Origin of the sequence: Allokutzneria sp. NRRL B-24872 (assembly GCF_002155965.1) — a bacterium.
GTDB lineage: Bacteria > Actinomycetota > Actinomycetes > Mycobacteriales > Pseudonocardiaceae > Allokutzneria.
In genome coordinates this window covers 35255-51081 of record NZ_MUMH01000059.1, presented here as the reverse complement: position 1 = coordinate 51081, position 15827 = coordinate 35255, and the positions used below count along the sequence as shown (strand labels likewise).

Here is a 15827-nt window from a genome sequence, read left to right as displayed (position 1 = left end):
AGCGACGGCGAGGAGCAGCGCCCAGATGTCCACCGAAGAGAAGTACCTCGCCTACCTCAAGCGCGTCGGCGCGGACCTGAGGCAGACCAAGCGCCGCCTGCGCGAGGTGGAGGACCGCGCGCAGGAGCCGATCGCCATCGTCGGCATCGGCTGCCGTCTCCCGGGTGGCGCGGACTCACCGGAAGCGTTGTGGCGGCTGCTCTCCGAGGGCACGGACGTGATCTCCGAGCTGCCGGTGAACCGCAACTGGGACGTCGAGGGCAGCTTCGACCTGGACCCCGACCGGCACGGCAAGAACTACGTGCGCGAGGGCGGTTTCCTGCACGACGCGGGCGAGTTCGACCCGGCGTTCTTCGGGATCTCCCCGCGTGAAGCGCTGGCCATGGACCCGCAGCAACGCCTGCTGCTGGAGACCTCGTGGGAGACCATCGAGCGCGCGGGCATCGACCCGCACTCCTTGAAGGGCACCAAGGTCGGCACGTTCGTCGGCTGCAACTACTCCGACTACTGCCCGACCGTGGAGGACGCGCCGGAGGAGCTGGAGGGGCACATCCTCACCGGCACCGTGCCCAGCGTGCTCTCCGGCCGCATCGCCTACACCCTGGGCCTTGAGGGGCCTGCGGTCACCATCGACACCGCGTGCTCCTCGTCGCTGATCGCGCTGCACCTCGCCTGCCACTCGCTGCGGCAGGGCGAGTCCTCGCTGGCGCTGGCCGGTGGTGTCGCGGTGATGGCGAACATGGGCTCCTTCATCGGCTTCAGCCGTCAGCGCGCGCTCGCCGCGGACGGCCGCTGCAAGGCTTTCGACGCTTCGGCCGATGGCATGTCGCTGGCTGAAGGCGTCACGCTCGTGCTGCTGGAGCGCCTTTCCGACGCCCGCAAGAACGGCCACGAGGTGCTGGCCGTGGTGCGCGCGAGCGCGGTCAACCAGGACGGCGCCTCCAACGGCCTCTCCGCGCCCAACGGCATGGCGCAGCAGCGCGTCATCCGCCAGGCGCTCACCACCGCGCGCCTCTCCGCTGGCCAGGTCGACGTGGTGGAGGCGCACGGCACCGGCACCTCGCTGGGCGATCCCATTGAGGCGCAAGCACTTCTGGCCACCTACGGCCAGGGGCGCCCCGCAGACCGCCCGCTGCTGCTGGGCTCGATCAAGTCCAACATCGGTCACGCCCAGGCGGCGTCCGGCATGGCGGGCTTGATCAAGATGGTGCTGGCGATCCAGCACGGCGTGGTGCCCAAGACCCTGCACGTCACCGAGCCGACCCCGCACGTGGACTGGTCGGCGGGCGCGGTGTCGCTGCTGACCGAGACCGTGCCGTGGCCGCAGACCGGGGAACCGCGCCGCGCGGGCGTGTCCTCCTTCGGCATCAGCGGCACCAACGTGCACGTGATCATCGAAGAAGAGCCTCCGGTTGAGGTCTCCTCGGATGAGGAATCCGAGGAGGTCGTTGCGGAGGAGGTGCCCGAGCACCCGGCGATCGATCACCCGATCGCGCCGCTCGTGCTCTCCGGCAAGAGCGAGAACGCTCTGCTGGACCAGGCTTCCCGCCTGCTCGACCACCTCCGCGAGCACCCGTCGATCGCCCTCAAGGACCTTGGCCTGTCGCTGGCCACCACGCGTTCCGCCTTCGAACACCGCGCGGTCGTGCTCGCTGCTTCCGGCCTGGAGTCGTTGGTGCGTGGTGAGGCCGATCCGTCGGTGATCACCGGCACCACGCGCGCCGCTGGCCGGACGGTCTTCGTGTTCCCCGGCCAGGGGTCGCAGTGGCTCGGCATGGCCTTGGAGCTGGCCGACTCCGCGCCGGTCTTCGGTACCCGGCTCGACGAGTGCGCCGCCGCGCTGGCCCCGCACACCGACTGGGACCTTCGCGACGCGCTCTCCGACGAGCAGGCGCTGAACAGGGTCGATGTCGTGCAGCCCGTGCTGTGGGCGGTCATGGTGTCGCTCGCGGCGCTGTGGCGGTCCTTCGGCGTCGAGCCCGCTGCGGTGATCGGCCACTCCCAGGGTGAGATCGCCGCCGCCGCCGTTTCGGGCGCACTGTCCCTTGAGGACGCTGCGGCCGTGGTTGCGCTGCGCAGCAAGGCAATCCTCCAGCTCGCGGGCCGTGGCGGCATGGTGTCCGTCTCGCTGCCGTTGGAGTCGCTGAACGAGCGCATCGCGCGCTGGGACGGCCGGATCTCGGTCGCGGCGGTCAACGGCCCCGCGTCCGTGGTGGTCTCCGGCGACCCCGACGCCTTGGCTGAGCTGGTCGCCGAGTGCGAGGCCGAGGAGATCAGGGCTCGCACGATTCCCGTGGACTACGCCTCGCACTCCGCGCACGTTGAGTCCATTGAGGACGAACTGCTGACGGTGCTCGCCGGGATCACGCCGCGCGAGCCCGAGGTGCCGTTCTTCTCCACCGTGACGGGGGAGTGGCTCGACTCGCCCGTTGACGCCGGGTACTGGTACCGCAACCTGCGGCAGACCGTGCACCTGGAGCAGGCCACGCGCGCGCTGATCGAGCAGGGCTACCGTTCGTTCATCGAGGCCAGCGCGCACCCCGTGCTGACCATGGCGGTCCAGGCGACCGCCGAGGCCGCAGGCGGCGAGGTCGTCGCCGTGGGCTCACTGCGCCGCGACGAGGGTGGGCTCGACCGCTTCGTCACCTCGCTCGCCGAGGCGCACAGCCGAGGTGTCGCGGTGGACTGGCGCCCGTTGTTCGCCGGAGCGAATCGCGTTGGCCTGCCGACCTACGCGTTCCAGCGGCAGAACTTCTGGCTGGAGCTGGTTTCGCGCGAGGCCGCCGTCTCGGAGATGGACGCGGACTTCTGGGCGGCCGTCGAACGCGAGGACCTTGACTCCCTCGCCACGACGCTCGACCTCGCCGATCGGTCCTCTTTGGACACTGTGGTGCCCGCCCTGTCCTCGTGGCTGCGCAAGCGGCGCACTCAGTCCACTGTGGATGGCTGGCGGTACAGATCGACGTGGCAGCCGGTCACCGAGAAGCGCTCGCCCGCGCTGTCCGGCACCTGGCTGCTCGTCGTGCCGCCGACGTCGCATGAGTGGTTCGCCGTGGAGGACGTGCTGCGCGAGCGCGGCGCCGAAGTCGTCCGGGTCACGGTGCCTAGTGGTACCGACCGCGCTTCGCTCGCCGCGCAGCTCGACTCGGGCGCTGCCGGAGTGCTGTCGCTGCTCGCGCTCGACGAGGACATGCTTCCCGTTGGTCTGACCAGGGGGCTGGCCGCCACGGTCATGTTGACGCAGGCCCTCGGGGACGCCGGGATCGACGCTCCGCTGTGGACATTGACCTCCGGCGCGGTCTCGGTCGGCCGGAACGATCCTCTGACCAGTCCCAACCAGGCCGCCGTGCGAGGTCTCGCGCTCGCTGCCGCTGCCGAGATCCCGCAGCGCTGGGGCGGCTTGGTCGACGTACCAGTTGGTTTCGAGTCCCGCGCCGCCTCGCGCCTGTGCGCCGTGCTCGCGGGTACCGATGAGGACCAGCTCGCCGTGCGATCGCAGGGCGCGTACGCGCGCCGCCTGACCCCGGCTCCGCTCGGCGCGGCCACCGCGCCTGAGTGGAAGCCCAGCGGCACCGTGCTGATCACTGGCGGCACCGGCACGCTCGCCGCGCACCTCGGCCGCTGGCTGGCCGGGCGCGGCGCCGAACACCTCCTGCTGACCAGCCGCCGTGGCCCGGACGCGCCCGGAGCTGCTTCTCTTCAGTCTGAACTGAAGGCGCTCGGCGCTGAGGTCACCATCGCCGCGTGCGATGTCTCCGACAGGGCCGCGCTCGCCGCGCTTCTGGCTGACATCCCGGCGGACCGCCCGCTCAGCGCGGTGATCCACGCGGCCGGAGTGGTCGACGACGTGGTGCTGGACCAGCTCACCCCGGAGCGCATCGCCGGAGTGCTGCGGCCGAAGCTCGACGCCGCGCGGCACCTGCACGAGCTGACCGAGAACTCGAAGCTCGACGCGTTCGTGCTGTTCTCCTCGTTCGGCGGCACGCTGCCCGATGTCGGCCAGGGTGCCTACGCGGCGGCCAACGCCTACCTGGACGCGCTCGCCGAGTCCCGCGCCGCCAGTGGCCTGCCCGCGACCTCGCTGGGCTGGGGTTCGTGGGGCAGTGGTGGGCTGGTCAGCGCGGAGCTGGAAGAGCGCATGCGCCAGCAGGGCATGCTGCCGATGGACCCCGCGCTGGCGATCACCGGGCTCGCGCAGGCCGTCGACCACGGCGAGCCCGTGCTGACAGTGGCCGCGATCGAGTGGGACCGCTTCCCGCAGACCACCGCGCACTGCCCGCTCATCAACGACATCCCCGCAGTGGTTCGGGCCCGCGCCTCCGCCACTCCGGAAGAGGCCGACAGCGGCTCGGCGTTCGTGCAGAAGCTCACCGCGGCCTCGCCCACCGAGCGTGAGCGGATCATGGTGGACCTGGTGCGCGCCAACGCCGCCACGGTGCTCGGCCACTCCGACTCCGACGCGGTCGACGAGGGACGGGCGTTCAAGGAGATCGGCTTCGACTCGCTGACCTCCGTCGAGCTGCGCAACCGCGTGGCGGCGGCGACCGGGCTCCAACTGCCCGCGACGCTGGCCTTCGACTTCCCCAACCCCGTCGAGATGGCCCGCCACCTGCTGACCAAGCTCCTCGGCGACACCGCGACCGCCGCTGCCGTCACGGTCGCCGCGGTGACGGACGAGCCGATCGCGATCGTCGGCATGGCCTGCCGCTTCCCCGGCGGGATCGCCGCGCCGGAACAGCTGTGGGAGCTGGTCTCGCAGGGGCGCGACGCGATCACGGAGTTCCCGACCGACCGTGGTTGGGACGTCGCGAACCTCTACCACCCCGACCCCGACCACGCCGGGACCAGCTACACCCGGCACGGCGGGTTCCTGCACGACGCGGCGGGCTTCGACGCGGACTTCTTCGGGATGTCCCCGCGCGAAGCCCTCGCGACCGACCCGCAGCAGCGCCTGCTCCTGGAGACCTCGTGGGAGGCCGTCGAGCGCGCCGGCATCGACCCGCGCGGGCTCAAGGGCAGCGCGACCGGCGTCTTCGTCGGCTCCAACGGCTTCGACTACGCCGCCGCCCCCGAGCAGGTCCCCGACGACCTCCAGGGCTACGTCCTCACCGGCAGCAACTCGGCGGTGATCTCCGGCCGCATCTCCTACACCCTCGGCCTCGAAGGCCCGGCGATCACGGTTGACACCGCGTGCTCGGCCTCCTTGGTCGCCATGCACCTTGCGGCGCAAGCACTTCGTGGTGGCGAGTGCTCGTTGGCGCTGGCCGGTGGCGCGACGGTGCTGTCCACTCCGGGCACGTTCATCTCCTTCAGCCGCCAGCGCGGCCTCGCCCCGGACGGCCGCTGCAAGCCCTTCGCCGACGCCGCCGACGGCACAGGTTGGGGTGAGGGCGCGGGAATGCTCGTGCTGGAACGCCTTTCCGACGCGCGCGAGAACGGCCACCCGGTGCTCGCGGTGATTCGCGGTTCGGCGATCAACCAGGACGGCGCGTCCAACGGGCTCACCGCGCCGAACGGTCCTTCGCAGCAGCGTGTGATCCGCGCGGCGCTCGCGAACGCCGGTCTGTCCACTTCGGACGTGGATGTGGTGGAGGCGCACGGAACCGGTACCACGTTGGGCGATCCCATCGAGGCGCAAGCACTTCTCGCGACCTACGGGCAGGACCGCGACGAGCCGTTGTGGCTCGGCTCGGTGAAGTCCAACATCGGGCACACGCAGGCCGCCGCTGGCGTGGCCGGTGTGATGAAGATGGTCCTCGCGATGGGCAACGGGACGATCCCGCAGACCCTGCACGTCGACCAGCCCAGCACTCAGGTCGAGTGGAGCACCGGCGCGATCTCCCTCGCGACATCATCGCAGCCCTGGCCGGAGACGGGTCGTCCGCGCACGGCGGCGGTCTCGTCCTTCGGCGTGAGCGGCACCAACGCGCACCTGATCATCCAGCACGCACCCGCTTTCGAGGAGGCCGTCGCATCGCCTGCGGACCAGGTCGTGCCGCTGGTGCTGTCCGCGCACTCCGAGCAGGCGTTGCGCGACAAGGCTTCGCAGCTCCGCGCTGTGCTCGGTTCGAGCCGCCCGGTCGACCTCGCGCACGCGCTGCTCACGGCGCGCGCCGTTCAGCGGCACCGTGCCGTGGTCGTGGGTGAGGCCGGTCTCGTCGCTTTGTCGGAAGGGAAGAGCGCGCCGGGCCTGGTGTCGGGGCTCGCGGGCAAGCCGGGGCGGATCGCGTTCGCCTTCCCCGGCCAGGGCTCGCAGCGCGCGGGCATGGGCCAGGAGCTGTACGCGGCATTCCCCGCCTTCGCTGACGCTTTGGACGAGGTCTGCGTGCGGCTCGACGCGCACCTTCCTCGCCCGCTGCGCGAGGTGATCTTCGCTGGCGGTGAAGAGCTGGACCAGACGGAGTTCACGCAGCCCGCGCTCTTCGCGATCGGCGTTGCGCTGTACCGGCTCTTGGCGGCGCACGGTGTCACGCCTGACTACCTGATCGGTCATTCGATCGGCGAGATCGCGGCGGCCCACGTCTCCGGCGTGCTCTCGCTCGAAGACGCCGCGCTGCTGGTCACCACGCGGGCGCGGCTCATGCAGGCGCTGCCTGTCGGCGGCGCGATGCTGGCGATCGCCGCGACGGAGGACGAGGTCCTGCCGCTGCTGACCGATCGCGTCAGCGTCGCGGCGGTCAACGGCCCCACGTCGGTGGTCATCGCCGGTGATGAGGACGCGGTGCTGGAGATCGGCTCGCGGTTCGCTCGTACGCGGCGCCTGCGGGTGAGCCACGCTTTCCACTCGCCGCTGATGGAGCCGATGCTGGCCGCTTTCCGGTCGGTGACTTCGAAGCTCACGCACAACGCGCCGCAGATCCCCGTTGTGTCCACAGTGGATGGTGGATTCGCCGAGTTCAACGCGGAGTACTGGGTGCGGCACGCGCGCCAGGCGGTCCGCTACGCCGACGCCGTCGACACCCTGGTGGCGGAGCGCATCGGAACCTTCGTGGAACTCGGTCCCAACGGCGTGCTGACGGCGATGACCCAGGACTGCCTGCCCGAGGACAGCGCCGCGACGCTCGTGGCGACGCTGCCGAAGAACATCGCCGAGACGACTGCCGTGCTCACGGCCTTGGGGCGACTGCACATCGCGGATGTGCCCGTGGACTGGACGCCGTCCGTGCCGGTGACCGGGCACGTCGACCTGCCGACCTATCCCTTCCAGCACCAGCGCTACTGGCTCACGCCCACGGCCGCCGCCGGTGACCTCGGCTCCGCCGGGCTCAGCGCGGGCGAGCACCCGTTCGTCGGCGCGCTCACCACGCTGGCGGACTCCGGACAGCTGCTGCTGACCGGCCGCCTCAGCCTCAGCGCGCACCCGTGGCTCGCCGACCACGCCGCGCGCGGAACCGTGCTGCTGCCCGGAACCGCGTTCGTCGAGCTGGCGCTCCACGCCGGTGACCAGGTCGGATGCGCCCTGCTGGAGGAGCTGACCCTCTACGCGCCGCTGACCTTCGCCGAGGACAGCGCGGTGAGCTTCCAGCTCCGCGTGGACGCGCCCGATCAGCTGGGCCGCCGCGAACTCACCGTGCACTCGCGTACCGACGAGGACTGGGTCCTGCACGCCAGCGGCTGGCTCGCGCCGGTCGCTCCCGCGGTCGACGCCGACCTCGTGACGTGGCCACCGACCTATGCGGTTCCCGTCGCGCTGGACGGCTTCTACTCGCGCCTCGCCGAGACCGGCTTCGACTACGGCCCGGCGTTCCAGGGGCTTCGTGCGGCGTGGCGTCGCGGTGACGAGGTCTTCGCGGAGGTCGAGCTGCCGGGGGAGGCCGGGGACTTCGGCTTGCACCCGGCGCTGCTCGACGCGGCCGTCCAGACCGTTGGCCTGCGCGAGGCCGATGAGAACAGCACGCAGGGCCTGATGCCGTTCTCCTGGAACGGGGTTTCACTGCACGCGACTGGGGCGACACAGCTTCGCGTGCGGCTCACCTCGGATAAGGGGGACACTGTCTCGCTTGTGGCGGCTGACCGCACCGGCGGGCTCGTCGCGACGGTGGAGTCGCTGACCCTGCGTCCGCTTGCAGTGGACCTGGGCAATCCGCTCTACCGCGTCGACTGGGTGCCGGTACCTACTGCGCCCCAGTCCGTCCCGACCGACTGGGCCGACGTGCGCGGCGCGGACGGACTGCTCGCACTCGCACGGGGACCGGAGAGCCCGGCAACGGTGCTCATCAGCTTTGTTGCCTCGTCGGAGGACGTGGTCGCGTCTACCCACCAGGTGACCACTGAAGCCCTCTCCGCGTTGCAGACCTGGCTCAGCACGGCCAAGTTCGCCGACTCGACGCTGGTCGTGCTCACCAAGGGCGGCCAGGACGGCACCGACCTCGGCCACGCCGCGATCTGGGGCCTGGTCCGCGCCGCGCAGGCGGAGAACCCCGGTCGTTTCGTGCTGCTGGACAACTCCGGGGCGAGCCCGCAGGAGCTCGTGGCGGCGGTCGCGACCGGCGAACCCCAGCTGGCGATCCGCGACGGCGTCACCGCCGCCCCGCGCATGGTGCGGGCGGCGGTCACCACCGAGAGCCGCGGCCTGGACAGCTCGGGAACGGTCCTGCTCACCGGCGCGACCGGCACACTCGGCGCGCTCATGGCGAAGCACCTGATCACCACGCACGGCGTGCGGCACCTGCTGCTCACCAGCCGTCGGGGCATGGCCGCGCCCGGAGCCGAGGAGCTGGCCGCGCTGGGGGCTCAGGTCGTGGCGTGCGACGTCGCGGACAAGGCCGCGCTCTCCGCGCTGCTGGCTGACATCCCGGAGGACCGCCCGCTCACCGCCGTGGTGCATGTGGCTGGCGTGATCGATGACGGCGTGATCGAGTCGCTGACGCCGGAGCAGGTGACGAAGGTACTGCGTCCCAAAGTGGACGCGGCCCTGGCACTGCACGAGTGCACCGCACACCTCGACCTGTCGGCGTTCGTGCTGTTCTCCTCGGCGTCGGGCACGCTCGGTGGCCCCGGGCAGGGCAACTACGCGGCGGGCAACGCCTTCCTGGACGCCTACGCCACGCACCTGCGCGGCATGGGTGTTCCGGCGACGTCGCTGGTGTGGGGCCTGTGGGCCGACGCGAGCGGGATGACCGGGGCGCTGAGCCAGGGCGACCTTGCCCGGATCTCGCGCGGCGGCCTCGCGCCGATGTCGGCTTCGGAGGCGTTGGGCCTCTTCGATGTCGCCGTGCGCGGCGAAGCACCGGTGCTCGCGCCGGTGAAGCTCCACATGCCCGCACTGCGCACCCTGGCCGAGAACGGGGACCTGCCCGCGCTGTTCAAGGACCTGGTCAGAGCCCCAGTTCGCCGAGCCGCACGTGGCGCGGACACATCGGTGTCCTACCAGCAGAGACTGGCCGGGATGTCGGAGTCCGCGCGGGCGAAGGCGGTCCTGGAGCTGGTGTGCGAGTACACGGCGACGGTGCTGGGCCACTCCGGCGGACAGTCGGTCGAACCGGATCGCGCGTTCACCGAGCTGGGCTTCGACTCGCTGACCGCCGTGGAGCTGCGCAACCAGCTCACCACGGCCACCGGGCTGCGGCTGCCCGCGACGCTGGTCTTCGACTTCCCGAGCCCGCAGGCCCTCGCCGAGCACGTGCGCGAGTCGCTGTTCCCCGCTGTCGTTGCTGACACCGACGAGGAACTCCGTCGCATGGTGGCCTCGGTGTCCCTGGAGTCGCTGCGCGAGGCCGGGTTGCTGGAGAGCGTCCTGTCGTTGGCGGGCAAGCAATCCGCCGCGAAGACTCCCGCCGGGTCGGCGACTTCGATCGACGACATGGACATCGACAGCCTTGTCGACCTCGCACTTGAGAACTGACCGGAGCGAAGAGATGAACGCGCAGCAGGACAAGCTCGTCACGGCGCTCCGTGCGTCGCTCAAGGCGAACGAGAAACTACGCCAGGACAACGAAGAACTCGCCGCACGGCAGTCCGAGCCGATCGCGATCGTCGGCATGGCGTGCCGCTACCCGGGCGGTGTCCGGACCCCCGAGCAGCTCTGGGAGTTGCTGGCCGAGGGCCGCGACGCGGTGGGGGAGTTCCCGACCGACCGTGACTGGGACGTCGCGAACCTCTACCACCCCGACCCCGACCACGCCGGGACCAGCTACACCAACCAGGGCGGATTCCTCTACGACGCCGCCGACTTCGACCCGGTGTTCTTCGGGATGTCACCGCGCGAAGCCCTCGCGACCGACCCGCAGCAACGCCTGCTGCTGGAGACCGCGTGGGAGGCCATCGAGCGCGGCGGCCTCAGTCCGCGCTCGCTGAAGGGCAGCTCCACCGGAGTGTTCGTCGGCGTGATGTACAGCGACTACTCCGTGCGCCTGCAACCCTCGCCGGAGGGCTTCGAGGGCCAGCTGGGCAACGGCAGTTCGCCCAGCATCGCCTCGGGCCGTGTCGCGTACACGCTCGGCCTCGAAGGCCCGGCGATCACCGTCGACACCGCGTGCTCGTCCTCGCTGGTCACCGTGCACCTTGCCGCACAAGCACTCCGGCGCGGCGAGTGCTCGTTGGCGCTGGCGGGCGGCGTGACGGTGATGTCCACGCCGGAGACCTTCATCGAGTTCAGCCGCCAGCGCGGCCTCGCCCCGGACGGCCGCTGCAAGCCGTTCGCGGGCGCCGCCGACGGCACCGGCTGGAGCGAAGGCGCCGGAATCCTGTTGCTGGAGAAGCTTTCCGACGCGCGCGCCAACGGGCACCCGGTGCTCGCGGTGATCCCCGGCTCGGCGATCAACCAGGACGGCGCGTCCAACGGCCTGACCGCGCCCAACGGTCCTTCGCAGCGCCGCGTGATCCTCCGCGCGCTGGCCGACGCCGGTGTCAAGGCCGCCGACGTCGATGTCGTGGAGGCGCACGGCACCGGCACCACGCTCGGTGATCCCATTGAGGCGCAAGCGCTTCTCGCGACCTACGGGCAGGACCGCTCGACGCCGTTGTGGCTCGGCTCGGTGAAGTCCAACCTCGGTCACACCCAAGCCGCCGCTGGCGTCGCCGGGATCATCAAGATGGTCCTCGCGATGCGCAACGGCACCCTGCCCAAGACGCTGCACGTCGACGTGCCGACGCCGCACGTGGACTGGGCCGCCGGCAAGGTCTCGTTGCTCACCGAGGCTCTCGCATGGCCGGAGACGGGCCGTCCGCGCACGGCGGCCGTCTCGTCCTTCGGCGTGAGCGGCACCAACGCGCACCTGATCATCCAGGAGGCTCCTGCCACCGAGGAAGCCCTTGCGGCACCTGCGGATCAGGTCGTTCCACTGCTGCTCTCCGCGCACACCGAGCAGGCGTTGCGGGACAAGGCTGCCCAGCTCCTGCCTCTGCTCGATTCGCACCACCCCGTGGAGTTGGCGCGCGCCCTCGCGGTTGGCCGTTCCACGCACCGGCACCGCGCTGTGGTCGTCGCGGGCGACGCCACATCTGCTCTCAACGCCTTGGCTTCCGGTCGGGAATGCGCTGATGTCATCACGGGCGTGGTGGTCCGGCCGGGTCGGATCGCGTTCGCCTTCCCCGGTCAGGGTTCTCAGCGCCCGGGGATGGGCCTTTCGTCGGCCGCCGCGTTCCCCGTCTTCGCTGAGGCCCTGGACGAAGTCTGCGCGCACCTCGACGCCCACCTGCCGCGTCCGCTGCGTGAGGTGATGTTCGCTGGTGAGGAACTGGACCAGACCGAGTTCACGCAGCCCGCGCTCTTCGCGATGGGTGTCGCGCTGTACCGGCTGGTGGAGAGCCTGGGCATCGTCCCGGACTACCTGATCGGCCACTCCATCGGCGAGATCGCGGCGGCCCACGTCTCCGGCGCGCTCTCCCTCGCCGACGCGTCGCTGCTGGTCACCACGCGGGCGCGGCTGATGCAGGCGCTTCCGGCCGGGGGCGCGATGCTGGCGATCGAAGCCACCGAGGCGGATGTGTTGCCGCTGTTGACCTCTCGGGTCGGCATCGCGGCGATCAACGGCCCTCGGTCGGTGGTGATCGCCGGGGACGAGGACGCCGTGGCGGAGATCGGCGAGCGGTTCACGCGGACGCGGCGGCTGCGGGTGAGCCACGCGTTCCACTCGCCGCTGATGGAGCCGATGCTGGCCTCCTTCGGCGCCGCGGTCGCCAAGCTCGCCCACGGCACGCCGCAGGTCCCCGTTGTGTCCACTGTGGATGGTGCGTTCGCGGAGTTCTCCCCGGAGTACTGGGTGCGCCACGTCCGGCAGACCGTGCGCTACGCGGACGGCGTGGACACCCTGGTGGAGGAGGGCGTCGGCACGTTCCTCGAACTCGGCCCCAACGGCGTGCTGACCGCGATGACGCAGGGCTGCCTGCCCGAGGACAGCGCCGCGACGCTCGTGGCGACGCTGCCGAAGAACACCGCCGAGACCACGGCCTTCCTCGGCGCCCTGGCACGGCTGCACTTGGCGGACGTGCCGATCGACTGGGCTTCCTTGACGCCGAAGGCGGCGCACGTCGACCTGCCGACCTACCCCTTCCAGCGTCAGCGCTACTGGCTGGAGAGCACTGTCGGCCTCGGTGACGTCAGCTCGGCGGGCCTGCTGCCGTCCACGCACCCGCTCGTCGGCGCGATCACCCCGCTCGCCGAATCCGGGCAGCTCGTGCTGAGCGGACGTCTCGGGCTCGACCGGCAACCCTGGCTCGCCGACCACGCCGTGCACGGAGTGGTGCTGCTGCCCGGAACCGCCTTCGTCGACCTGGCGATTCACGCGGGTGACCAGGTCGGGTGCGGGCACCTCGAAGAGCTGACGCTGCACGCCCCGCTGACGCTCGTCGAGCCCGTGCAGTACCAGCTCCGCGTCGACTCCGACCAGAACGGCCGTCGGCAGTTCAGCGTGCACTCGCGTGCTTCCGACCAGTGGGTGCTGCACGCGAGCGGTTGGCTCTCACCGTCTGTCGTTGCGCCGCAAGGCGATCTGACCTCGTGGCCGCCTTCGGGCGCGGTGGCGCTCGACCTCGACGGCTTCTACGAGGAGCTGTCCGAGGCCGCCTTCGACTACGGCCCGGCGTTCCAGGGCCTGCGCCGTGCGTGGCGGCACCGCCAGGAGCTCTTCGCCGAGGTCGAGCTCCCGGGGGAGGCCGGGGACTTCGGCGTGCACCCCGCGTTGCTCGACGCCGCCCTGCACGTCGCGGGCGTTCGGTCCGAAGAGGACGGTGGCAGCGCGGCTCCGCGTGTTCCCTTCGCGTGGACCGGGGTGTCGTTGCACGCCACGGGAGCCACCTCGCTGCGTGTTCACGTGAGCCCGCACGCGACGGGCGAAGGCATGTCGGTCCGCATCGCCGACCACACCGGCGCGCCAGTGGCCACTGTGGACTCGCTGATCGCGCGCCCGGTTTCGGCCGACCAGCTCTCCGCCAAGCCCACTTCGAAGTCGCTCTACCGCGTGGAGTGGGCCGCAGTTCCTGCCGGCTCGGGGTCCGCTCAGTGCGTGCTGATCGGCGAGGACCCGTTCGACCTCCCGGTGTCGGACAAGTACGCCGACCTCGCAGCCCTCGCGGAAAGCGGGACATCGTCCCAGTTCGTGCTGGCGTCCTTCCGCAACTCCGCTTCGGGCGTCCCGGCTCTGGCGCACAGCACGGCGGAGCACGCGTTGCGCCTGGTGCAGGAATGGCTGGCTACCCCTTCGTTCGCGGATGCACAGCTCGTGATCGTCACCAGCGGCGCGGTCGCCACTTCCGACACCGAGGACGTCACCGACCTCGCCACCTCCGCCGTGTGGGGCCTCGTGCGCTCGGCGCAGACCGAGAACCCCGGCCGCTTCCGCCTGGTCGACCTCGACGGCTCTTCGGCCCTGCTGCATTCGGCGCTGGCCTCGGCTGCGCCCCAGCTCGCTGTCCGCGACGGGGCTCTGCTGGCGCCTCGTTTGGCCGCGGCTCCAGTGGCAGACGCGCACGCTTGGCGTGCTGACGGCACTGTTCTGATCACCGGAGCGACGGGCACGCTGGGCGCGCTCACAGCTCGACATCTCGTTGTGCAGCAAGGTGTTCGACGGCTCCTGCTCACGAGTCGCCGAGGCATCCTCGCCCCTGGGGCCGCTGAGCTGCGCGCGGAGCTGACCGAGCTCGGCGCCGATGTCGTCGTGGCCGCGTGCGACGCCGCCGACCACGACGCGCTGGCCTCGCTGCTCGCGACGCACCCGGTCACCGCGGTGATCCACACCGCCGGAGTGCTGCACGACGTGATCTTGGAGTCCCTGACCCCCGAGCAGCTGCACTCGGTGTTGCGGCCCAAGGTCGACGCGGCGTGGAACCTGCACGAGCTGACCAGCGACCTCGACGCGTTCGTGCTGTTCTCCTCCGCTTCCGGCGTGTTCGGCTCGGCGGGCCAGGCGAACTACGCCGCCGCCAACGCCTTCCTCGACGCGCTCGCCCACCACCGCCGGGCTTCGGGGCTGGCCGCGAGTTCGCTCGCGTGGGGGCTGTGGGAGCAGGCGTCCGGGATGACCGAGCACCTGACCGGTGAGATCGCCGGGATGCCGCCGCTGCCCAGCGTGGAGGCGTTGGCGCTGCTGGACTCCGCCGTCGCCGACACCGCTCCGCTGCTCGCGCCGATCACCCTCGACAAGGCCGCTCTCCGCTCGGCTCCGGACGCGGACGAGCTACCGCTGATGATCCGCGAGCTGATCGGCCCCGCCCGTCGGGCCGTTTCGACTGAGGCCCCGGCGGCGTCGTCCTCTCCGGCTGACTTGTTGGAGCTGGTGCGCTCGCACGTCGCGGTGGTGCTCGCGTTCTCCGGGCCGGAGGACATCGAGGTCGACCAGGACTTCCTCGAACTCGGCTTCGACTCGCTCATGTCGGTCAACCTGCGCAACCGGCTCGCTTCGGCCACCGGGCTCCGGCTGCCCGCGACGCTGGCGTTCGACCACCCCACAGCCTCCGCGCTGGCCGACTACCTCGCTGGTGCGCTGAGTTCCGGGCCTGCCTCGGCCAAGCCGGCCGAGGAGAAGGAAACGGAGTCCGGCGCGCTGACCGCGCTGTACTTCAAGGCCGTTGAGGAGGGCAGGTTCCCCGACTTCCTGGAACTGCTCGGCGCGATGGCCCGCTTCCGGCCGCAGCTGACCGACGCGGCGAGCTCGTCCGTGCCGACCAGGCTCGCCACGGGCGACGAGCCGTGCCAGGTGTTCTGCTTGACCTCCTACATCGGCCGGTCCGGGCCGCAGGAGTACGCCCGCTTCGCCGCCGCGCTGCGCGGCAAGCGCGACGTGCTCGCTTTCCGCGAACCCGGCTTCACGCGGCACGAACTGCTCCCGTCCACCGCCGAGGTCGTCGCGCACCTGCACGCCAACGCCATCCGGGAGCAGGCTGACGGCAGGCCGTTCGTGCTCGTCGGCTACTCCTCCGGCGGCGTCGTGGCGCACGCCGTCACGCGGTACCTGGAGAGCGTCGGCCTCGCTCCGGCCGGCCTGGTCATGGTCGACACCTACGCGCTGGAGGACAAGGTCGGCCTCAACGCCATGGGGCGCTTCATGAACTCCATGATGGACGACCTGTCCGAGGAGATGACCGCCACCAGCGGTGAGCCCGACATCTGGGGGGAGGCGTGGCTGACCGCGATGGGTCATTACTCCACAATGGACTGGACGCTCAAGCCCTGTGCGACGCCGACCCTGTTGGTGCGCCCGGAGAACCCCGTCACCAGCAAGTGGAACGAGGACTACGACTGGCGTACCAACCCGCCCGTCGCGCACACCCTCGCCGAGGTCCCCGGTGATCACTTCACGATGATGGGCGAGCACTCCGCCAGCGTCGCCGAGACCGTCGACGCCTGGATCGCCACGCTGTGAGTCCTTGCTAGAAGGGAATCGCCCGCC

General features: G+C 71.0%; 2 protein-coding genes and 1 pseudogene. All 3 read left to right on the top strand.

Annotation, left to right across the window (positions count from 1 at the left end; genetic code table 11):
* Positions 1–25 precede the first annotated feature (25 nt).
* The 3 genes and pseudogenes from CCN37_RS15940 (at position 26) to CCN37_RS42370 (ending at position 15800) form a co-directional block, all read left to right on the top strand.
* Complete coding sequence (locus tag CCN37_RS15940) at positions 26–9844, top strand: type I polyketide synthase (protein ID WP_086821560.1); 9819 nt, start codon at positions 26–28, stop codon at positions 9842–9844.
* Positions 9819–15056 (top strand): annotated as a pseudogene (locus tag CCN37_RS15935) (type I polyketide synthase); the annotation flags it as partial. The gene CCN37_RS15940 and the pseudogene CCN37_RS15935, both read left to right, overlap by 26 nt.
* Entirely contained in the window at positions 15051–15800 is a 750-nt protein-coding gene (locus CCN37_RS42370) for an alpha/beta fold hydrolase (protein ID WP_371504325.1), read from the top strand. The pseudogene CCN37_RS15935 and the gene CCN37_RS42370, both read left to right, overlap by 6 nt.
* Positions 15801–15827 lie beyond the last annotated feature (27 nt).